General features: G+C 34.7%; 18 protein-coding genes. 15 read left to right on the top strand and 3 right to left on the bottom strand.

Annotated features, from left to right (window positions below; all coding sequences use genetic code 11):
- Window positions 1-240: 240 nt before the first annotated feature.
- The gene (locus tag ABEB31_RS18560; RefSeq protein WP_347053154.1) at window positions 241-567 is read right to left on the bottom strand and encodes a hypothetical protein; all 327 of its coding nucleotides are present in this window, start codon (window positions 565-567) and stop codon (window positions 241-243) included.
- Between the two features lie 109 nt (window positions 568-676).
- Here ABEB31_RS18560 and ABEB31_RS18565 point away from each other — a divergent pair, with 109 nt between their 5' ends.
- The 6 genes from ABEB31_RS18565 to ABEB31_RS18590 all read left to right on the top strand — a co-directional run bounded on the left by ABEB31_RS18565 (window position 677) and on the right by ABEB31_RS18590 (window position 5733).
- Window positions 677-913: a helix-turn-helix domain-containing protein gene (locus ABEB31_RS18565; protein ID WP_347053155.1), complete on the top strand. Its 237-nt coding sequence runs from the start codon at window positions 677-679 to the stop codon at window positions 911-913.
- A gap of 6 nt (window positions 914-919) precedes the next feature.
- A complete protein-coding gene (locus ABEB31_RS18570; protein ID WP_347053156.1) occupies window positions 920-1045 on the top strand; it encodes a hypothetical protein in 126 nt (41 codons plus the stop codon).
- Between the two features lie 71 nt (window positions 1046-1116).
- Complete coding sequence (locus ABEB31_RS18575; protein ID WP_347053157.1) at window positions 1117-1476, top strand: hypothetical protein; 360 nt, start codon at window positions 1117-1119, stop codon at window positions 1474-1476.
- A 214-nt stretch (window positions 1477-1690) separates the two neighbouring features.
- Window positions 1691-3994 carry a type IA DNA topoisomerase gene (locus tag ABEB31_RS18580; protein WP_347053158.1) on the top strand — a complete coding sequence of 768 codons (2304 nt, stop codon included), beginning with the start codon at window positions 1691-1693 and terminating at the stop codon, window positions 3992-3994.
- Between the two features lie 299 nt (window positions 3995-4293).
- Window positions 4294-4770, top strand: a complete 477-nt coding sequence (locus ABEB31_RS18585; RefSeq protein ID WP_347053159.1) for a DUF6265 family protein — start codon at window positions 4294-4296, stop codon at window positions 4768-4770.
- 105 nt (window positions 4771-4875) lie between these two features.
- Window positions 4876-5733 (top strand): hypothetical protein, encoded by an 858-nt coding sequence (locus ABEB31_RS18590; protein WP_347053160.1) that lies wholly within the window; start codon window positions 4876-4878, stop codon window positions 5731-5733.
- A gap of 243 nt (window positions 5734-5976) precedes the next feature.
- On the opposite strand, the gene ABEB31_RS18595 is transcribed toward ABEB31_RS18590, so the two are convergent.
- Window positions 5977-7137: an MFS transporter gene (locus ABEB31_RS18595; protein WP_347053161.1), complete on the bottom strand. Its 1161-nt coding sequence runs from the start codon at window positions 7135-7137 to the stop codon at window positions 5977-5979.
- 213 nt (window positions 7138-7350) lie between these two features.
- Between ABEB31_RS18595 and ABEB31_RS18600 the strand changes: the two genes are divergently transcribed.
- From ABEB31_RS18600 to ABEB31_RS18640, 9 genes are all read left to right on the top strand, one after another.
- Window positions 7351-8334, top strand: coding sequence for a carboxypeptidase-like regulatory domain-containing protein (locus ABEB31_RS18600; protein ID WP_347053162.1), 984 nt, complete (start codon window positions 7351-7353; stop codon window positions 8332-8334).
- 44 nt (window positions 8335-8378) lie between these two features.
- Complete coding sequence (locus ABEB31_RS18605) at window positions 8379-9674, top strand: TonB-dependent siderophore receptor (RefSeq protein ID WP_347053345.1); 1296 nt, start codon at window positions 8379-8381, stop codon at window positions 9672-9674.
- Window positions 9675-9752: 78 nt separating this feature from the next.
- Window positions 9753-10913 (top strand): PepSY-associated TM helix domain-containing protein, encoded by a 1161-nt coding sequence (locus tag ABEB31_RS18610; RefSeq protein ID WP_347053163.1) that lies wholly within the window; start codon window positions 9753-9755, stop codon window positions 10911-10913.
- Between the two features lie 113 nt (window positions 10914-11026).
- Window positions 11027-13456: a TonB-dependent siderophore receptor gene (locus ABEB31_RS18615; protein WP_347053164.1), complete on the top strand. Its 2430-nt coding sequence runs from the start codon at window positions 11027-11029 to the stop codon at window positions 13454-13456.
- Between the two features lie 137 nt (window positions 13457-13593).
- The gene (locus ABEB31_RS18620; protein WP_347053165.1) at window positions 13594-14316 is read left to right on the top strand and encodes a DUF4198 domain-containing protein; all 723 of its coding nucleotides are present in this window, start codon (window positions 13594-13596) and stop codon (window positions 14314-14316) included.
- Between the two features lie 227 nt (window positions 14317-14543).
- Window positions 14544-16838 (top strand): TonB-dependent siderophore receptor, encoded by a 2295-nt coding sequence (locus tag ABEB31_RS18625; protein ID WP_347053166.1) that lies wholly within the window; start codon window positions 14544-14546, stop codon window positions 16836-16838.
- Window positions 16839-17036: 198 nt separating this feature from the next.
- Window positions 17037-18359, top strand: a complete 1323-nt coding sequence (locus tag ABEB31_RS18630; protein ID WP_347053167.1) for an APC family permease — start codon at window positions 17037-17039, stop codon at window positions 18357-18359.
- Window positions 18360-18420: 61 nt separating this feature from the next.
- Window positions 18421-18666 carry a hypothetical protein gene (locus ABEB31_RS18635; RefSeq protein WP_347053168.1) on the top strand — a complete coding sequence of 82 codons (246 nt, stop codon included), beginning with the start codon at window positions 18421-18423 and terminating at the stop codon, window positions 18664-18666.
- Entirely contained in the window at window positions 18615-19046 is a 432-nt protein-coding gene (locus tag ABEB31_RS18640) for a putative polyvalent protein kinase domain-containing protein (protein ID WP_347053346.1), read from the top strand. The genes ABEB31_RS18635 and ABEB31_RS18640 overlap by 52 nt, the downstream gene beginning before the upstream one ends.
- 57 nt (window positions 19047-19103) lie before the next feature.
- On the opposite strand, the gene ABEB31_RS18645 is transcribed toward ABEB31_RS18640, so the two are convergent.
- The gene (locus ABEB31_RS18645) at window positions 19104-21737 is read right to left on the bottom strand and encodes a valine--tRNA ligase (RefSeq protein WP_347053169.1); all 2634 of its coding nucleotides are present in this window, start codon (window positions 21735-21737) and stop codon (window positions 19104-19106) included.
- Window positions 21738-21910: the final 173 nt, after the last annotated feature.

A 21910-nucleotide genomic window follows, 5' to 3' on the forward strand; every position in this document is an offset into this window, starting at 1 on the left:
TAAAACTTGCATCAACCACAATAAATTGTAAAAAGGACTAACGAACCCAACGGGTTCAAATATTTATAGCAATTTATATTTCTCCATTCGAGATTTGACCCCTTCGGGGTCATATTGCTTACCAATATTATTTTTCTATAAATATGTAAATCCTTCGGATTAAAAAAAAACAAAAAAATGCGCAAAAGACTTTAGAAACTTTTTGCGCATTCCTTTATCTCAAAAAGAAAGAAATCTACTTCACCTCTGCTTTTCCAAATGCAGTTTATGCAAATCATCCAGTAATTCCATTTCTTCTTCGGGTAGAAGCTGTAAAGCAATTTCAATCAAAGTCATTACATTAATATCTCTATCTTTTGTAAAACTCGACAAACTTTTAGCTTCCGGATTAAGCAAAATAATACTTGCCTTTAGTAAATCAGAAACCATTAGATTTAATTCGTTGTATGACGAAACTTTAAGCGGTATTGTAAACGAATTAGCTTCTTTATTCTCTGATTTTAACGTGGTAAAAAAATTCGATTTATTCAACAATTCAAAAATTTCAGTAGTTTTTTCATTCATCATTATCATAAGATTTAATTTACATTTTAAACAAATATAAAAATTTTCAGTTGAAAACAATCGGTTTTTTACAATCATATCAAAACAATCTATTACTTGTAATTTCATTTCGATGAAAAGAGAAAGAAAAAATGAAATTCCAGAAATTGTAAAAGAACTGGGAATCAAGATAAAAGATGTGATTGACAGCAATCAAATGAAGCAAAGAGAAGTTGCTCACGATGCTGGATTGGATGTAGAAAATTTAAGAAAGTATATAAAAGGTTCGCAGGAAATGAAAATCGGAACTTTATTTAGAATTGCGCAAGCTTTAAGAATTCATCCGAGCGAACTAATCAAAAACCTATGAAAATCAATGAAACTGAAATCATTCTATCTTAACGGAATATTCAACGACGAAATGGAATTGTTGGATGAATTGTATAAAACGTTTAATCAAAACCTAACAGGTTTTAAAAACCTGTTAGGTTTTGATTACTAAAAAGCAATCCAATTATCAGATAATAAAAACAAAAGAAATATCTTATATTTGTTATCATCAAATATTTCAAAATGAAAAAGTTAGCCAAACTAAATCTTATTGGAGTGATTCTATTTCTTGTTTCTTGTTCTCCCTCTATGTCTCCAATCGAAGTAAGCAATACGCTCCCTACTTTAACAAAATCCAAATTTATTTCTCAGGCTGAAGTTGAAGGTAATAATTGTAAATACTTAACTAAAAACAGAAATTATACTGCACCTATTGGCTTGTTTGCAAAGGACGATCTAAGAGGTGGAGCCAGAGGAATCGATGAATGGGTTCAGCTGGATGGCGGCAACTCTTATGTATTAAGAAATTTTAAATGGATAAGTGTTGGCAACGATGGTGCAACGCAGCTTCATATAGAATTTGACACTTTGTTGTGTGAATAAACTCAAATATTTTTGCTTTGTAATCTGAAGCAACAACTTTCAACTGTAAATTGACGCAAACCTACATTTTAGACAATAAATGTTTTGAATTTGATTGAACCAAAAACTTAGCGTCTTAACGACTTTGCGGCAAAACAAAAAAAACTTCGCGACTCTGCGTCTTTGCGAGAACAAAATAAAAACTTAATTTCGCTTACTAAACAAGAAAGAGAAAATGAAGGTCTGTATTGCCGAGAAACCAAGTGTAGCACGAGAAATTGCATCTGTTTTGGGTGCCAACACCAAGCACGATGGTTATTATGAAGGCAACGGTTATGCTGTGACCTATACTTTTGGTCATTTGTGCACCTTAAAAGAACCTAATGATTACAAACCACACTGGAAAAGCTGGGATTTGAATAATTTGCCCATGCTTCCTGAAAAATTCGAAACCAAAGTGGTTCAGAATGCGGGAATTGAGAAACAGTTTAAAATTATAAAAAGTCTTTTCGACAAAGCCGAAGTTGTTATCAACTGCGGGGATGCCGGGCAGGAAGGAGAACTGATACAGCGTTGGGTGATGAACGAGGCGCATTATAAAGGTGAAATTCAGCGTTTATGGATTTCCTCACTAACTACAGAAGCGATAAAAGAAGGTTTTGAAAATCTGAAACCCTCTTCTAACTACGATAATTTATTCTACGCCGGATTTTCCAGAGCTATTGGCGACTGGCTTCTGGGAATGAATGCCACACGTTTATACACTGTAAAACATGGCGGCTACAAACAAGTTTTGTCAATCGGACGCGTTCAAACGCCAACCTTGGCAATGGTTGTAGACCGTTTTAAAGAAATTGAAAATTTTAAACCTCAGCCGTACTGGGAACTACAGACTTTATACAGAGAAGTACTTTTTAGTTACGAGGACGGACGTTTTTTAAAAAAAGAAGATGGTGAAATCCTCGCCGAAAAAGTTAAAGAAAGTGATTTTGAAATTGTTTCTATCGATAAAAAAAACGGAAACGAATATGCTCCTAAGCTTTTTGATTTAACCGGGTTACAAGTATATTGCAATCAGAAATTTGGATTTTCGGCAGAAGAAACGCTTAAAATTGCCCAAACGCTATACGAGCAAAAAGTAATTACCTATCCCAGAGTTGATACGACATTTTTACCTAATGATATTTATCCTAAAGTTCCGGGAATTCTGCAGAAATTAACCAATTATGCTCCACTTACCGAACCGCTTTTAGGTAAAAAAATAAAGAAATCGCCAAAAGTTTTCAACGATAAAAAAGTAACCGATCACCATGCGATCATTCCGACCGGAGTTCAAAACAATTTAGCGTATAACCAGCAACAGGTTTACGATATTATTACCAAACGTTTTATTGCTGTATTTTATGATGATTGTCTTGTTGCGAATACGACAGTTATAGGAAAAGCAGCCGATGTATTATTTAAAGCCAATGGAAAAGAAATCTTAAAGAAAGGGTTTCGTGTTGTTTTTGAAGATCCGAACGCCAAAGAGAAAGAACCTGATTTACTCCCGGGTTTTGTTGTGGGAGAAAAAGGACCGCATGAACCTTCTTTCCTTCAAAAAGAAACCAAACCGCCCAATCAGTTTACAGAAGCGACTTTATTGCGCGCCATGGAAACCGCCGGAAAACAGGTTGACGATGAAGATTTGCGTGAATTAATGAAAGAAAACGGAATCGGGCGTCCGTCTACGCGTGCCAATATTATTGAAACGCTATTTAAACGTCAGTATATTGTCAGAAATAAAAAACAGGTTCTCCCTACTCCAACCGGAATTCAGCTGATTGATACGATTCAGAATGAATTAGTAAAATCTGCCGAGCTTACAGGTGTTTGGGAAAAGCAATTGAAAGATATCGAAAAAGGTACTTTTACAGCTTCTGCTTTTATCAAAAACATGAAAAAAATGGTAGAATCTTTAGTATATGAAGTCCGAAGTGAAACCAAACATGCCAATATCTCACACGCCGCCACGGTTCAGAAACCAATTGTAAAATCAGAAAAAAAGAAAGCTGCCGGAATTGAGGCCGAAACTTGTCCGAAATGTCAAAAGGGAAATCTTTTAAAAGGGAAATCTGCTTTTGGATGTTCTGATTACAAATCCGGCTGCGATTTTGTATTGCCTTTTGTCTTTTCGAATAAAAAAATTACAGAAGCTCAATATTTGAGATTGATTCAGAAAGGTTCAACTGTAAACATAAAAGGTTTTAAAACCGATTCGGGAACTGTAGAAGGTCTGATTCGTTTTGAAGAAAATTACAAACTGAAATTAGAACCTAAAAAAACAGATTCTAACAAAGCTAAACAGGGAACTTCAGATTCTATTGTTTGTCCAAAATGCAAAAAAGGAACCATTTTAAAAGGCAAAACGGCTTATGGCTGTGCAGAATATAAATCGGGTTGCAATTTTAAAGTTACTTTTGATGAGGTCAGAACAAAACTAGGCGATCAAAAACCAACCAAGGAATTGGTTTATTCTATTTTACGTGAAAGTGTTTAGGCTTTTTTGTCACAGATTAATAAGGATTAAACGGTTCTTTTTGCCACTAATGACACTCATTTTTAAGGAATTTGTTTCACGCAGATTCTACAGATTCAAGCAGATTTATTTTTGATTTTTATATTAAAGAAATCTCCTTGATCTGCTTAAATCAATTTAAATCTGCGTGAAACAAAAAATCATTCTAATCCTTTAATCTATGACAAACAAATAATTTAGTTCATAAAATCCGCGTAATTCGTGGCGAACAAAAAATTTTCATACATTAGTACTTCATTACAAAATAAAACCGCATCAATATGATTCAGAAAATTACATTTATACTTCTTTTACTATTAATTGTCTCTTGTAAAAAAACAGAAACTGTTGAAAAAGATAAAATCAAAACTGCCAACTGGCTAATTGGAAACTGGGAACACACTTCGGCAGATGGAGTTTTAACCGAAAACTGGCAGAAACTAAACGACAGTACTTTTAGCGCTGCTTCCTATTTTATAAAGGGAAAAGATACTATTCATTTTGAGAGTATTGTTTTAGCGCAATTAGGAGAAACACTGACTTACAAAGCAACTGTAAGAGGTCAGAACGAAGAAAAACCAGTTTCTTTTCCTTCTACTTTAGAATCTGATAAACAATTGGTTTTCGAAAATACGAAACATGATTATCCACAGAAAATTACTTATACAAAAGGCAACAATAATACTTTAACGGCTGAGATTTCTGGGAAATTGAATGGGAAAGCATCTTCGGAGAAATTTGTGATGACGAAAAAATAAAATCAACAACATAAATATCAGATAAATACATAAGCTTATACTTACATTTTTATTATTGTTCTTTTATCTTTGCCATTATTTTGTCATCAATTCTTAAATTAAAAAATGAGTTACGATTTATATTTTTTCAAGGAAAAAGCAAGTTTATTGACTGGTAGTGAAGTCGAAAGTTATTTATCTGGGAATTTAGTTAAAGAAGAAAATAATCATTGGTTTTTTCAGAATCCAGATACTGAAGTATATTATACTTTCGAAAATACAGAAAGTGAAGAATTTGATAATCCTAATGCTTTCGAAAATTTTATTGACTTGAATCTTTCTTTTAATTTAAATTTTTTACGTCCAAGTTTTTTCGGCCTTGAAGCATTTGAATTTATCGAAAAATTTATTAGAGATTTAGATTTGTATATTCTTAACCCACAATCTGATTGTGAAAAGCCTTATCAGCCAACTCAAAGTGAATTATTTGAAAACTGGAATAAAACAAATTTAAGCGCAAGTTTAAGTCATTTTTCAGATCAAAATAGTTATCTGGAAATTGAAAAATCTAATAAAATATGGAATTATAATTACAATAGAGTTTCAATTCAACAAAAATTAGGAAATGCATATTTTGTTCCCAAAATTTTCTTTTTCAAAACAAAAGAAAACAATGAAGTAATAACTATCTGTAGCTGGACAGAACATATTCCTAATGTGATTCCTGAAGCAGATTATTTTCTATTGACTCAGGTCAAAAAAAGGTGGTTTAAAACTATAAAAGAAAATGCATTGATCTCGAGAGAAAAATTGTTGTCCATATTTGAAAACCATTTAGATAATCATGATTTTCCGGATTGTAAAATCATTCATCCTGAAAACGCACAAAAAATTAAAACGATTTTTAATAATGTAACTTCACAAATAAATCTCGAAACTTTTGCTGAAAGAATACAAATTGAAAATTTATTTAATGCAAAATAAATTTATTGCAAGATACTAGCGTAAAGAAGGAGCTATAGTCTCGACTGATTTTATAAACTTAAATTTTAAACGTTTAAATCCGTCTTTTCTATGAAACTTTCGAATGTAAATAATCTTAACGGATAAAAACAATTACTGCAATATTTTCCATTCCTGCGGATTATAAACTTTGCGTCTTAGCGCCTTTGTGGCAAAAAACCTTAGAACCTCAGTCCCGAAGCCTCGGGATAGACGCTCAGAAAACTACTCATTATCCCCAATCTTATTGACCATAAAAATCATCAGAAGACCTAAAACGGCCATTACCAGAAATGCCCATTTCATACTTAAATATTCAGAGATAAAACCCACCATTGGCGGAACCAGTAAAAATCCCAAATAACCAATTGTAGATATAGAAGTAAGTGCAGAACCGCTGCTTAATTTTGAAGATCTTCCGGCAATGCTAAAAACCAGAGGAACTACACACGAAACTCCAAACCCAATCAAAACGTAACCAAAGATTGTTGGATAAGCGTATGGAAGAATAAAACAGATTCCAAAACCTATTGTAATTAATATTCCGCTATACAATAGAATTTTTTTTGTACCGAATTTCATTACTCCAAAATCTCCAAAAATACGGCCGAGTGTAACGGCTGATGCAAAAAACACAAATGCGGCACTGGTTAATTTGGGAGACGCTTTTAATATGTTTTCAAAATAAATGCCACTCCAGTCGTACATTGTATTTTCGCACGCCATAGAAACGAAACAAATCAAAGCGAATTTTACGAGATTTTTTTCCGGCATCGAAAAGAATTTCTTTTTGACCGGAACGGGTTCATTATGAATACTCAGCGGATAAAAGCAGGCCGTCAGCGCAAGCATAAAAACACTTACACCCAATAAATGATGCGACGGCGCAATCTTTTGTGTCACCATTACATACCCTAATCCCGCTCCTGAAAAAACAGCAATACTCCAAACAGCATGAAAGCGGGTTATAATAGATTTCGGATATAACTTTTGTACTTCGAGCGATTGTGCGTTAATCGATAAGTTGAAAATATTACGCGACGCACCAAAAATTAAAAGTACAATAACAAGCTGCCATACAAAAGCTACCAGACCCGGAAGAGACAATACAATGTTAAACATAATCGCTCCCAAAAGCATAATATAACGGCTGCTGTATTTATTCAGCAGTTTTCCTGTAAACGGCATAGTAAGCATTAAACCAATTGGAAATGCAAATAAAACAGCTCCAAATTCGGCTTCAGATAGTTTTAGTTCTGCCTGTATGTGCGGAATTCTTGAAACCCACGAAGAATAGCCAAATCCCGAAAGGAAGAAAAAAACCGTATTGGCAATACGATAACCTCTCGGAGTATTTTGAATTTTTTTGAAGACTGGTAAAATCATGAAGTGCTTTTTCAGACTGCAAAAATAAGTCTTTTTAACCTTTATCTAATTACAACTTTCAATAAGAATTTCGCTTAAATGCTCTAAAACCAACATTTAACAATTTAATTAATAAATCATAAAAATAAAAATTGTTAAAGTTATTTAAATTTCTACATTTGCACTGTTTTTATTTATTCTAAATAAAATTATTATAAACCAATTAAATTACCGATGAATTATTCTGCACAGAAAACCTTCCGTTTTCTTTTTTCAATTAGTTTTCTCTTTTCGTTCCTCTCTGTTTTTGCACAACAAAATCATGGAAAAATTAAAGGAATTATAACCACTTCTGACGGTGATCCGGCTGCGGGGGTAAATATTATTCTAAAAAACACTAAATACGGGACTGTTTCTAATGATGATGGTACTTTTGAATTTAATAAAGTAAGAGCTAACAGTTACATATTACAGGTTTCGTTAACCGGTTATGAAACTTCTGAAACAGCGCTTAACGTTACAGAAAATGAAACTACTTCTATAAATATCCCGTTAAAAGTTTCTAACAAAGAATTAAAAGAGGTTATTATCAGCGGTCCAAAAAGTATTGTCTCCAAAAAAACAGATTACGTTGCCAGAATGCCACTAAAAAATCTTGAAAATCCGCAGGTTTACAGTGTAATTCATAAAGAACTTCTACAGGAACAGGTTGCCGTAGATATTAGAAGTGCAGTACAAAACTCTCCGGGTGTAGTTTCCATTAGTTTTCCGTCGGGTGGTGTGGGAGTCATTTTCCGAGGTTTTTCTACGGGTGTTAATTCGAGAAACGGAATGGAAACTGCCTCCGGACGTTCTTCTGTCGATTTGGGAAATGTTGAGCGAATTGAAGTTATGAAAGGCCCATCCGGAACTTTATTCGGTTCTTCAGTTTCTTCATTTGGCGGAGTTGTTAATTTGGTAACTAAAAAACCTTTTGAAACACCTGCTGCAGAGATTTCTTATACTACAGGAAGTTATAGCTTAAACAGACTTACGGCAGATATCAATACGCCATTAAACAAGGATAAATCAGTACTTTTCAGAGTAAATCTTGCTGTTAACAGAGAGAAAAGTTTTCTGGATTACGGTTTTAACAACACTTTGCTTTTTGCACCAAGCCTTACTTACAAGCGTCAGAAAAACTTACTATCAATTTTGATGCTGAACTTTATAACGTAAATAATACCAGACGTACTTACAATACATACTCGGCAACTTCGGGAATTACAAATCCGAACGACTTAAAAATAGATTACAGAAAATCAATGTTTCATGATGATATCGATGCTAAAACAAAAGCTACTAAAGTTTTTGCGCAGGCAGAATATGAGATTTCTGAAAACTGGAAATCTACAACCGTATTTTCATTTGTTGGAGAAGATGTAGAACGCAGTTACCAGAGTTATGCAGTCTGGAGTTCTCCAACGCAGGCAGCCAGAAGAGTCGGACTTTGGGGGCCTATTTATAACAACTACACTAACATACAGGAAAATTTAAACGGAAAGTTCTCAACAGGAAGCATTAAGCACAAATTCCTGGCGGGTATCAACTACAGACTTTATAGTTCTGCTTTTTCCGGAGGAACTACTTTTACGCTTGACAATATAGATGTTACAACTTCCTTTGCTCCCATTAGAAGAAAAGCAGTTGATGCCGGTCTCGCTTTAACGACTTCTGCAATAGCAGACCAAAAGACTTTTAGCGTGTATGCGTGCGATGTTATTAATTTTACAGATCGTCTTTCGGCCATGCTAAGTTTACGTGTAGACAATTTTGACCGCGAAAAAGTTGGAACTGTAGAAGGGTACAACCAAACTGCCCTTGCACCAAAATTAGGATTGGTGTATGAATTGGTTAAAGACCAGGTTTCTGTATTTGGAAATTATATGAACGGATTTCAAAATATGCAGCCTGTAACCCAACCAGATGCCTCGATTTTTGTTTTAGATCCTATTTATGCGGTGCAATATGAAGGTGGTATTAAAGCTGAAGCATTTAATAAAAAACTAACTGGTTCGGTAAGTTACTATAACATTACCATTGATAATGCTACAAGATTAAATGCTGCCGGATTTACAGAACAAGATGGCAAACAAGTTAGTAAAGGTTTTGATTTTGAATTAGTCGCAGCCCCACTCAACGGACTAACCCTTATAGCAGGATATGGCTATAACGACAATCGAATTGTAAAAGCTTCTGATGCTGCAATTGAAGGAAATAAAGCCACGTCTTCTCCGGAAAATGTTGTAAACTTCTGGAGTTCCTATACTTTTCAAAATAAATTAAAAGGTCTTGGTTTAGGTTTTGGAGCTAATTATGTTGACAAAAACTTCTTTACCGCAGACAATACTTTTTATATACCATCCTACACTGTTTACAATGCTTCTGTATATTATGATCACTCCACATGGAGAGTGGGTTTAAAATTTAATAATCTTAGCAATGAAAGATATTGGGATTTTTGGGGAACATCGCAAGCACCCGCTAATATCCTGGCCAATTTAATCATCAAATTTTAAGAAAAATTAGTTTAAAAAGCATCTTATTTAAAAAAGTAAGATGCTTTTAATTTTATAAAACTGCATTAGCAAGAAAGAATGGCTTTTAAAAATTTAATAAAAAAAATACATTTATGGCTGGGACTATCTTCTGGCATTATTGTAATTATCCTGGGTATCACCGGTTGTCTGTATGTTTTTGAGGAAGAATTACGCCCTGTTATTCATGAGTATTACTACGTAGATCAGGTACAAATTAAAAAACTGCCAGTCAGCCAACTTTTAGAAATTGCAAAAAAAGCCAATAAGAAGGCGAATCCAAACCAGGAACTTTCGGGATGCAGGATACTTAATGATGATGCACGCACCGTTGTTGTCTGGTTTTTTGAAGAATTGGATAAAGATGCCATCTGGTACTGGAATCGGTACCAGAATACTTACTTGTATTTGGATCCATACAATGGAAACATCTTAAAATTTGAAGAATATAATTTTGAGTTTTTTGTTTTTGTCCGAATGCTGCACCAGACGCTTTGTTTTACTGGCGAAATTGGTAACCCGATCGTAGGAACTGCCACCATTCTTTTTATTATTTCACTAATTACCGGCTTAATTCTCTGGTGGCCGAAAAATAAAAGTGCCGCCAAACAACGTTTTTGGTTTCGATGGAAAAGCACTACCAAATGGAAACGAAAAAATTATGATCTGCATAATATACTGGGATATTACACGATGTTTTTTTCTTTAATTATTGCACTGACCGGATTAGTGTGGGCTTTTAAATGTTATGATAAAGGGATTCAATGGCTGCTTAACGGAGGTAAGACTTTTGAAAAAGAAAGACTTGTTTCTGATACTTTGCATTATTCTAAAAACACAGCTACAGATAAAATCTATGCCATAACCCGGAAAACTCACCCAGATGCCAAAAGTTACTTTTTGTTTATTCCCGAAGAAAAAGATTCACTGGCAACTCTTCAGTCTTTTATCAAATATGAAAGTCGCTTTGATGATGTTGCAATGGAATTTGACCGGTCAACCGGGAAAATACTAAAAACTACCACCTATCAGGATAAGAATAACGGAGAAAAATTCCGTTTTATAAATTACGATCTGCATGTAGGAAGCATTTTAGGGCTGCCCGGTAAAATAGTAGCTTTTTTTGCCAGTCTGGTTGCTGCAAGTTTACCTGTGACAGGTTTTTTAATTTGGTGGGGACGAAATAATAAAAAGAAAAAGCCAATTAAAATTGCTAATTAATCCGCAGGAAACCAGATCGTTTAAGTTTCTTTGGTCGGGCATTTTTTATTTTTACTTTTGTGTTTGTTTTTAATTATTCTAAATAACCAAATACTAATCCAAAAAAAATACCAATGAATTATTCAAATCATAGCTTTAGCAAGATAGGTACTATAATCTGCATGCTATTTTTGCTTTGCCACAATCTGTTTGCCCAGCAAAATTCAGGAAAAATTAAAGGCATTATTACCACATCAGACGGAGAATATGCTGTTGGGGTAAACATCATTCTTAAGAATTCAAAATACGGAACCATCAGTAATGAAGACGGCTCTTTCGATTTTAATCGTGTCAAACCTAACATCTATACTCTTCAGGTTTCTTTGACCGGATATGAAACACTCGAGCAGCAGGTAACAGTCAATGCAGGCGAAACCACACTTCTAAATTTGCAGCTGACGGTTTCGAACAAGCAATTAAAAGAAGTTATTATTACAAACAACAAAAGAAAAGCTTTTCCGAAACAAAGCAATTATGTTTCAAAGATGCCTCTTAAAAACATTGAAAATCCACAGGTCTATAATATCGTTTCTTCTGAATTAATAAAAGAACAAGCTATAACAAATTATGAAGATGCCTTAAAAAATGTACCGGGAATCCAGAAATTATGGGAATCCACCGGTCGTGGCGGCGACGGAGGATCTTACTACAGTTTGCGTGGCTTTGAAGTTCAGGCCAATATTGTTAACGGCCTTCCGGGAATAACAAGCGGGACGCTGGATCCTGCTAATATCGAAAGAATTGAAGTAATCAAAGGTCCCTCGGGAACTTTGTTTGGAAGCAGTTTAGTAAGTTACGGCGGATTAATCAATACTGTAACTAAAAAACCGTACGGCACTTTTGGAGGAGAAGTCTCTTATCTGGCTGGAAGTTTTGGTTTAAACCGTGTTACTGCCGACATCAATACACCATTGGATGATACTGATAATGTAGCTTTTAGAATTAATGCCGCGTATCAGACTGAAAACAGCTTTCAGGATGCGGGTTTCCGAACTTCTGTCTTTGTAGCTCCTTCCCTATCTTATAATGTAAATGAAAAATTATCCTTTCTGCTTACCACAGAATTTATGTCTGAAGAGAAAACAACACCTTCAATGTTGTTTTTAGGCAGAGATAAACCACTCCAATTTGCCAATCTGGACGACTTAAACTACAACACAGATTTGTCTTTTTACAGCAATGATCTTCCGATGAAAAATCCGAGATTTAACCTGCAGGGACAAATGATGTATAAAATTTCCAATCAATGGACTTCTCAGACCGTGCTGTCCAGAACGTCGTCAAAATCTAAAGGTTATTACTCTTATATTTATGATAACGAAGACGGGAACCGTGATTTTGCTTTATGGATTACCAAGGAATCTTCTCAAACAAGTACAAGCGATATTCAGCAGAATTTTATTGGCGATTTTAAAATTGGTACTATGAGAAACCGTCTCGTAGTTGGCCTTGATTATTTTAATCGCGATCTTATGTTTGGCGGTTCCGGTTATGGTCATTTATATAACGTTACCGCCCAAGGCGAAGTAAGACAACGGGATGATGCAAATCCATTTTATACCACTCAAACTTCTGTCGATCAATTACTGGCGGGAGAACCCGGTCCTAATTATCATTCTAAAGATGCAACGTACAGTGCTTACGCTTCAGATGTTTTAAATATTACTTCTAAGTTATTAGTGATGGCAAGTCTGAGAATAGATTACTTTGATACCGAAGGAAATATCAAAACCAATGATGATGATTACAATCAAACAGCACTTTCGCCAAAGTTTGGTATTGTATATCAGCCCATTCAGGATAAACTGTCTGTTTTTGCCAATTACATGAACGGATTTAGAAATATAGCTCCAACCGCAATTTACGATACCGATGGGAATTTTGTCAGATCCCAGACTTTTGAACCCGAACATGCCAACCAGTTTGAAACCGGTATAAAAGCCGATTTATTTTCGGATAAACTTACAGCAACATTAAGTTATTATGATATTAATGTAGCGAATCTGGTTACAAGTAATCCGATGTACAGTTCACAAGGCGGAGAAGCAAGAAGTCAGGGTTTTGAATTTGATTTGAATGCAACACCGGTTAAAGGTCTGAGTATTATTGCAGGTTTTAGTCACAACGACAGCAAAATTACCAAAGGAGATAAGGTCAATGTCTGGCTCGAACAGGGAAAAAGACCTTTCTGGTCGGGTCCAAAAAACCTCGTGAACCTTTGGGCAACTTATAAATTTGAAGACGGAACATTAGAAAATTTCGGTATTGGTTTTGGAGGAAATTATGCCAGCGAAAACAATATCCTGGACAGCAATGTAACCGGCAAATTTGTACTTCCTGCTTATACTGTACTTAACGGGTCTGTATTCTATAATACAAATAAATTCCGTGTAGCATTAAACGTCAATAATATGACTAATAAAGATTATTTTAATGGAGGATGGTCAACAGTTAATCCGCAAAAGCCGAGAAATGTTGTAGCAAGTTTTGCTTACAAGTTTTAAATTAAAGCATTATAATGTCCCGAAACCAATCAGTCTCTGAAAAGTCGGGACTTTTTTTATTCTTTTATTCTTAATTATTCTAAATAAGCCTTATGTTTGTAAAAAATATCATTCTTAATCATTCAAACTTAATTTTTATGAAAACTAAAACTTTTAAAATCATAGCTTTTTTCTTTTTAATGCTGGTTTCATGTCCCATATTTGCGCATGCACTATGGATTGAAACTAAAGCAACCGGAACAAAAGGTAAAGCACAGGAAATTTCAGTTTATTTTGGAGAATTCTCAGACAACGATATTACAAAAGCAGACAAATGGTTTTCTGATTTAAAAAATTTCAGCCTTATCGTTGTAAGTCCGTCAAAAAAAGAAACCAAACTTTCTGCAAAAGCTTTAGACAATAAATATCAGGCCTTTTTTACTCCGACAGAAGATGGGGTTTATACAATAGTAATGCAACACACTGTTGGAGATGTCTACGGAACAATGGTTTTGGACTATAATTCGAGTGCAACAGTAGTGGTCGGAAACAAAAATGCAGGAAACTATGCTACAGCAAACAACAATAAAGTAGTCGTTTTTTCTGAAAGTGCAGATACTGCCAAAAAGAATGAGAAAATATCTGCATTTGCTTTATATGAAGGTGCTGCTGCAAAAGAGACAAAAATTAAAGTTATTGCCCCAAACGGATGGGAAAAAGAATTATGGACAGATGATAAAGGTATGTTTTCTTTTACTCCAATCTGGTCGGGAAATTATATGGTTGAGTACGCACGCACAGACAAGTCCTCTGGTGAACACAACGGAAAAAAATACGATGAAATCTGGAAAATGGCAACTTATCAAATTGCCGTAAAATAGCTGGAACAAAAGTATTTAAATACTTCATTTATCAAAACCTTGCTTCACGGCAAGGTTTTTTTTTATTCTGATTACAAAATTAAAATTAAATTAAAAAATTCTTAAGAAAATCTTAAGAAAAGAATAAGTAAAATTTAAGCGGTAAAACATTCTGATAAATTTTGTTAACACAACTTGGGCATTGTATATTTGCGATCAATTATTTTTATTGAATCTAAATAAATACCATGAAATATAAACTACTCTTTGCATTAGGACTTTTAAGTTTTGCTTCTTACAGTCAGGATTATACCAGTAATGAAAGTTCGTCATCTATTACTGATACGGTAAAAAATAAAAAAGGAGAAGTGCTGAACGAAGTTACAATTACAGCAAACAGACCTAAAAAGCCAATCGAAGCAGCCCGTTCCGGAATCAAAGTGATGGACTTACCTCAAAGTGTTCAGATTATAGGTAACGAAGTTATCGAACAACAACAAGCTATTAGATTAAGCGAGGTTGTAAAAAATCTAAATGGTGTTTATGTAGGATCTGCTCGTGGCGGCGCACAGGAATCTTTCTTTTCAAGAGGCTATGATATGTCTGCCAATAATATGTTTAAAAATGGCTTCCGTTACAATGCGGGTTCTATTCCGGATGTTTCCGGTTTGGAAAAAGTAGAATTCTTAAAAGGGGGATCGGCTTTATTATACGGAAACGTTGCTCCGGGCGGAATTATGAACTTGGTTACCAAAACTCCAAAATTTACTCAGGGCGGAGAATTATCCATGCAAATGGGAAGCTACGCTTACTACAAACCTTCTATCGACATTTATGGTCCATTAAACAAATCAATCGCTTATAGATTTAACGCATCTTACGAAAATTCAGAAAGTTTTAGAGATTTTGTCAAAAACGAACGTATTTACATCAATCCTTCTTTCTTATTTTTGCTCTCAGACAAAACACAAATCACATTACAGGGAGATTATTTAAGTGCAGACTGGACTCCTGATTTTGGAACCGGGATTGTTGGAAAAACAATTTTAGACTTGCCTCGCAATGAATTTTTCGGAGCACTCTGGTCAACAGGAAACACTAAATCTTCCAGTGCTTCTGTATTATTGAATCATAGTTTTAATGAAAATTGGAAATTAAATTTCAATTCTTCTTACCAATCTTATCACAGAACACAAACTTCTACAGCGCAATTAAGCACCGTTGAAGAAAACGGAAACTGGAAACGTGGTTTAACAAAATCTGACGGTGCCGAACATATCTTTGGAGATCAATTAAGTTTACAGGGAACTTTTTTTACCGGTAAAGTCAAACACCAGATATTTACGGGAGTAGATTATGAAAATTCTATGGCGCCAAGTTACACCTATGGCTTTTATGCAACTCCAAACGGAACAGTTGCAATAACAACAGAAGCAACGCCAATAAATCTTTATAATTATGATTACAGCACTCAAAGTCTTAATATTCCGTATCCGACAAGAGCAACTCAGTTAGCGACTACTAATACCGAACGTTTTGGAGCTTATGCTCAGGACTTAATTTCTGTAACCAAACATATTAAAGTATTAGCGGGATTACGTTGGTCGTGGCAACAAAGTGATGTGGAAACTTCAAAAGAAATAATCTCAAAAGTTAATAATATAGACGTTATAACTACTTCTCTGGACAATGCAACGCCTGTAACAACTCCAAAAACCTTAAACAGAGCTTTTTCTCCTAAAGGCGGACTTGTAGTACAGCCAACAAAAGATTTGTCTTTGTTCGCAAGTTATTCCAACTCATTTACTCCAAACACAGGAACTACTGTAGATTTAAAAACTTTAGACCCTTCTATTATAGATCAATACGAAGTAGGTGTTAAAAAAGATTTCTGGAAAGGTCTTTTGAGTACTAACGTTACTGTTTATCAGATATCAAATAATAATTTAGCACAAACAGCTCAGTTTTTAGCCGATGGAGTGACTCAAAACACAACCACTACACTAAAAGAATTAGTGGGAGCGACAAAAGGTAAAGGTGTTGAAATTGATATTACAGCAAACCCGACAGAAGGATTGAATATTATGGCTGGCTACAGTTTTAACGAAACGAAAGTGTCTAAATCATCCGGAACAAACGGAAGTCTTGTAGTGGGCGACATTTTAGCAAGAACTCCAAAAAATACAGCCAACTTAAGCTTTTTCTACAAATTGCCTAGTGGTAAATTAAAAGGATTATCGTTTGGAGCTATCGCAAACTATGTTGGCAATCGCACAGGAGGTTGGAATGATGATTATGTATGGACAGAAAATAAGCCCTCCACAAATCCAAAAACATATACTGTAACTATCAGGGATCGCGATATTCCGTTAGAAGGATATACAACTGTTGATGCTTCTGTTGGATATGAGTGGAACAAAATCTCAATCTTAGCCAGATTATCTAACATTACAAACGAATTAAATTACACTGTTCACGAAAATTACAGTGTAAACCCAATTAATCCACGTCAGGTAATGGTAAGTTTGAGGTATAAATTATAAATTGAATTAGTTTTTTTTTGTCCAAAGCTTTTTCTGTCTTTTTAAAACTAAAAGCAGAAGAAGTTTTGGATTTTTTATTTTGAAACAGGATTTCAAAGCACACCTCTTCTAGCGCAGATGAGGTTTTTTGATTTTAATAAACGAAAGTGCTTTAATTCTTTTACTTTTGATGCAACTTAATAAATATAAAATTCCAAAATGTCCGATTCCAAGAAAAACCAATTGCAAAAAAGTTTAGGTTTAAGTTTTAATATTGCTGTACTAATTGGAGGAACCATTGGTGTTGGAATTCTGAGAACACCGGGAAACATTGCGCAAATGCTGGACAACTACTGGCTTATTATTGCGTCCTGGTTATTTGGAGGTTTGTATGTTTTATTGGGCGCAAATTCATATTCAGAACTGGCCACCATGCTGCCAAAGGCGGGAGGTTCTTACAATTATATCAAAAGAGCTTTGGGCGATTATGCAGGATTTTTATCCGGATGGTACGACTATATTGTCAATGCGATTCCGCCCGCTTTTTATTGTATCGTTATTAGCGAGTATACGATTATTTTATTTCCGGAATTGGGCAGCTACTCTACCGTAATTTCTATTTCTTTATTGCTGGCGTTTGTTTTGCTTCATTTAAGCGGGGTCAAAAACGGAAGTGTGATTCAGCAAATTACCAGTTTTCTAAAAGTTATATGTTTTGTGGCTTTAGTAATTGCCTGTTTTATGTATTCGGGAGTTGAGATTCCGCCTATTAAAACTGATAATTCTATATTTCAAATCGGACTTATATTTGGCTTCTTTAAATCATTGCAACTTATTATAGGAACTTATAACGGCTGGAATGCGGTTTGTTTTTTTGCTGAAGAAAATGAAGATCCCGGAAAAAACATTCCGAAATCATTGTACAGCGGAGTGCTATTGGTTGTCGCAATTTATGTTTTGGTAAATGTTGCTTTTTTTCATGTTTTATCCATTGAGACATTAGCCAAATCAAATCTCGCTGCCGCGGATGTTGCGAAAATTCTTTTTGGAGAAAACGGTGCTAAAATTGTCACCGTGATTTCTATTTTCTCCTTAATCAGTATTTTGAACGCTTTTATGATGATTCCGCCCAGAATTCTTTACGGATTAAGCCGTGACGGATTTTTTATAGAAAAAGGAACAATTATAAATAAAGGAGGTACACCAATTGTAGCGCTTCTGGTTTCATCGTTTTTTAGTTTGTTTCTAATTTGTATTGGCTCTTTTGAAGTATTGTTCTCATTTGCCGCATTCATTTCCATCATCGTTTGGGGACTGGCGTATTTTTCACTTTTAAAATTAAGAACAAAAGAACCCGATCTTCCAAGACCGTACCGTTCTTTTTGGTATCCATGGACCACGATAATTGCAATCATTGCTTCGGTTGGTTTACTGGCAGGATTTATTTACAGCGATCCTGTAAGTTTTCTTATTATTGTTGGAATTGCCGCTGTTTCTTATCCTTTGTTTTTGATATTGAAAAAGAGAAAAAAGATAATATAAACTACAAAACTTACAAATATTTTTAAATTTAGAAAAATGTATTATACTTACATTTTACAAAATGAAATATGAACTACAACTTATCATTTCAGGAAAGAGCGAAGTTAAGCATGGAACAATTATCCAGGCAGCAGCCAGTTACCTTAGAAGAAGCCAAAGCTCAAGTGAAATGGCTAAAGAATTCAAGTACTTCAAAAGACAAGAAGCAGAAACCTTAATTAGGTTTATAACAAAAACAAATTTTGGGTTTCAGACATTGATCCCGATAATTATGTTTCTGAAGGAGCAGAGCAAAAAGTCTATCTAAAAGATGGAAAAAATGTATTAAAATTAAACGATTCTATTTATTACAATTCCTGGATAGACTATTTTAATAATCTCTTATTGAATAACTTCTTTTTTCCCGATACTGCTTATAATTTATTAGGTTTTTACAAACATGAAGAAATTATATATGCTGTTGTTGAGCAACCATTCGTAAAAGCGACAGAAAAAACAGATCTCGAAATGGTTAAAAATTTTATGTCTGCGAATGGTTTTGAAAACATTAAAAACAATGACTATTTAAATCCTGATCTCGGAATTATTCTTGAAGATCTCCATGACGAAAATGTACTTACGGAAAATGGAATATTAAAATTTATAGATACTGTTTTTTACATCCAAGACACTTTCTATAAAAAATAAAAATCCGACAGCTTATGAACCTGTCGGATTTTTATCATTATGAATCGAGGTTAAGTCTTATTTCAACCCAGCCAGACTTTGCTCAATTGTAGCAATTTTTGCCAAAGCATCAGCTTGTTTTTGTTTTTCTATATTCAAAACTTTTTCCGGAGCTCCGTTTACGAATTTCTCATTAGAAAGTTTCGCTTCTACAGATTTCAGGAATCCTTTTGTATAGTTTAATTCTTCTGTCAGTTTTGCAATTTCAGCTTCAACGTCGATATTTCCGGTAATTGGAATAAAATATTCGTTAGATTTTACACGGAAAGACAATGCACCATCTACTTTATCAGAAACATATTCAAAAGCAGAAATGTTTCCTAATTTGGTTACAATTGAATCAAAATAAGTAGAAACGTTTTCGCTGTTGATTCCTTTTAATTCAATTGCATCCTTAAACGGAATATTTTTGTCTTTACGAATGGTTCTGATTCCGGAAATTACTTCAATAGAATTTTCAAAATCAGCAATTAACTTCGCGTCAAATGGTTTTAATTCTGGCCATGTCGAAACAATTAAAGCTTCTTCCGGAGTTCTTTCTGCAATTAAATGCCAGATTTCCTCCGTTAAGAATGGCATAAACGGATGAAGCAATTTTAGGTTACTTTCTAACATTTCGATCGCTTTCGCGAAAGTTACGCTGTCAATCGGCTGCTGATAACCAGGTTTAATCATTTCAAGGAACCATGAACAGAAATCATCCCAAACCAACTTGTAAATGGCCATTAATGAATCTGAAATTCTGTATTTCTCAAAATTATCCTCAATATCAACCAAAGTCTGCTGCAACTTCGCCTCATACCATTCGATTGCTACTTTCGAAGATTCCGGCTGCGCAATTGAATCTGAAACTTCCCAACCTTTAATTAGTTTAAAAGCATTCCAGATTTTATTAGAAAACGCTTTTCCCTGATTGCATAATTCTTCATCAAACATAATATCATTTCCTGCAGAAGCGCTCAAAAGCAATCCTACACGAACTCCGTCTGCACCAAATGAATCGATCAGATCTAAAGGATCTGGAGAATTCCCTAATGATTTAGACATCTTACGACGCTGTTTGTCACGAACTAAACCAGTCAAATATACGTTTGTAAATGGTTTTTCACCTGCATATTCGTAACCTGCAATAATCATTCTGGCAACCCAGAAAAACAAAATATCAGGACCGGTTACCAAGTCATTTGTTGGATAGTAATATTTAAAATCTTCACTTTCAGGATCCATGATTCCGCCAAAAACAGACATCGGCCAAAGCCAAGATGAAAACCATGTATCTAGAGCATCCACATCTTGTTTTAAATCCTGAGTTGTTAATCCTGAGTTCTTAGTTTTTTCTTTCGCTAAAGCTAAAGCATCTTCAATGTTTTCTGCAACTACAAAATCTTCTTTTCCGTCCCCGTAATAATAGGCCGGAATTTGTTGTCCCCACCATAATTGACGGGAAATATTCCAGTCGCGGATATTGTTCAACCAATGCGCATAGGTATTTTCGAAACGTTTTGGATGTAATTTAATATCTCCGGTTTCTAAAACTGACTTAATAGCCGGTTTAACCAATTCTTCCATTTTCAGGAACCATTGATCTGATAATCTTGGTTCGATTACGGCTTTTGTTCTCTCAGAAGTTCCCACTTTATTCAGGTGAGTTTCAGTTTTTGCTAAAGCGCCAATTTCTTCCAGTTCTTTTGCAATTTCGGTACGAACCACAAAACGGTCTTTTCCCTGATAATGTAATCCGAAACTATTTAGCGTAGCATCTTCATTAAAAATATCAACGATTTCCAGGTTGTGTTTTTCGCCCAGAGTCTTATCGTTCATATCGTGCGCAGGCGTTACTTTCAAACATCCTGTTCCGAATTCTACATCTACATATTCATCTTCGATAATTGGAATTACTCTGCCGCAAATGGGAACGATCGCTTTTTTACCTTTTAAATGTGTAAAACGCTCATCATTCGGATTGATACAAATTGCAGTATCGCCAAAGATAGTCTCAGGACGTGTTGTTGCAATCGTCAGAAAATCTTCTGAACTTTCAATTTTATATTTTAAGAAAAATAATTTTCCTTGTTGTTCTTCATAAATTACTTCTTCATCAGACAAAGTTGTTTTTGCTTCAGGATCCCAGTTTACCATTCTATAACCACGGTAAATTAATCCTTTGTTGTATAAGTCAACAAAAGAACGAATTACAGAAGCTGACATATCTGGATCCATAGTAAATTTGGTACGTTCCCAATCGCAGGAAGCACCTAATTTTTTAAGCTGCTCTAAGATTGTGCCTCCATATTTATCGGTCCATTCCCAGGCGTGTTTTAGGAATTCTTCGCGAGTTAAATCGTTTTTATTGATTCCTTCTGCTTTTAGTTTAGCCACAACTTTTGCTTCTGTTGCAATCGATGCGTGATCTGTTCCCGGAACCCAACATGCATTGAATCCCTTAAGACGTGCTCTACGAATTAAAACATCCTGAATGGTATTGTTCAGCATATGTCCCATGTGAAGGACTCCAGTGACGTTCGGCGGCGGAATTACAATAGTATACGGCGTTCTGTGATCTGGTTCTGAATGAAAATAATTGTTTTTCATCCAATACTCATACCATTTGTTCTCGATCGTCTTAGCGTCAAATTGTGCTGGAATTGTCATTTATATGTGTTTAATCGTTTATTTGTTTGACCGTTTAACCGGCTTTTATTATTGGAATTAAATTGACCATCGCAATTGTTTTTCTGTATTAATACAATCATTTATAACTTAATCTGAACGACTAAACAAATAAGCGATTAAATAGTGAAACAAAAAACTGGTTCAATTTTTGT

The sequence above is a fragment of the Flavobacterium olei genome, assembly GCF_039749035.1.
GTDB lineage: Bacteria > Bacteroidota > Bacteroidia > Flavobacteriales > Flavobacteriaceae > Flavobacterium > Flavobacterium olei.

What these genes read in the sequence shown, in the direction of transcription:
- ABEB31_RS18560 (WP_347053154.1), bottom strand. Translation starts at nt 567, where the DNA reads ATGATGAATGAAAAAACTACTGAAATTTTTGAATTGTTGAATAAATCG.
- ABEB31_RS18565 (WP_347053155.1), top strand. Translation starts at nt 677, where the DNA reads ATGAAAAGAGAAAGAAAAAATGAAATTCCAGAAATTGTAAAAGAACTG.
- ABEB31_RS18570 (WP_347053156.1), top strand. Translation starts at nt 920, where the DNA reads ATGAAACTGAAATCATTCTATCTTAACGGAATATTCAACGACGAAATG.
- ABEB31_RS18575 (WP_347053157.1), top strand. Translation starts at nt 1,117, where the DNA reads ATGAAAAAGTTAGCCAAACTAAATCTTATTGGAGTGATTCTATTTCTT.
- ABEB31_RS18580 (WP_347053158.1), top strand. Translation starts at nt 1,691, where the DNA reads ATGAAGGTCTGTATTGCCGAGAAACCAAGTGTAGCACGAGAAATTGCA.
- ABEB31_RS18585 (WP_347053159.1), top strand. Translation starts at nt 4,294, where the DNA reads ATGATTCAGAAAATTACATTTATACTTCTTTTACTATTAATTGTCTCT.
- ABEB31_RS18590 (WP_347053160.1), top strand. Translation starts at nt 4,876, where the DNA reads ATGAGTTACGATTTATATTTTTTCAAGGAAAAAGCAAGTTTATTGACT.
- ABEB31_RS18595 (WP_347053161.1), bottom strand. Translation starts at nt 7,137, where the DNA reads ATGATTTTACCAGTCTTCAAAAAAATTCAAAATACTCCGAGAGGTTAT.
- ABEB31_RS18600 (WP_347053162.1), top strand. Translation starts at nt 7,351, where the DNA reads ATGAATTATTCTGCACAGAAAACCTTCCGTTTTCTTTTTTCAATTAGT.
- ABEB31_RS18610 (WP_347053163.1), top strand. Translation starts at nt 9,753, where the DNA reads ATGGCTTTTAAAAATTTAATAAAAAAAATACATTTATGGCTGGGACTA.
- ABEB31_RS18615 (WP_347053164.1), top strand. Translation starts at nt 11,027, where the DNA reads ATGAATTATTCAAATCATAGCTTTAGCAAGATAGGTACTATAATCTGC.
- ABEB31_RS18620 (WP_347053165.1), top strand. Translation starts at nt 13,594, where the DNA reads ATGAAAACTAAAACTTTTAAAATCATAGCTTTTTTCTTTTTAATGCTG.
- ABEB31_RS18625 (WP_347053166.1), top strand. Translation starts at nt 14,544, where the DNA reads ATGAAATATAAACTACTCTTTGCATTAGGACTTTTAAGTTTTGCTTCT.
- ABEB31_RS18630 (WP_347053167.1), top strand. Translation starts at nt 17,037, where the DNA reads ATGTCCGATTCCAAGAAAAACCAATTGCAAAAAAGTTTAGGTTTAAGT.
- ABEB31_RS18635 (WP_347053168.1), top strand. Translation starts at nt 18,421, where the DNA reads ATGAAATATGAACTACAACTTATCATTTCAGGAAAGAGCGAAGTTAAG.
- ABEB31_RS18645 (WP_347053169.1), bottom strand. Translation starts at nt 21,737, where the DNA reads ATGACAATTCCAGCACAATTTGACGCTAAGACGATCGAGAACAAATGG.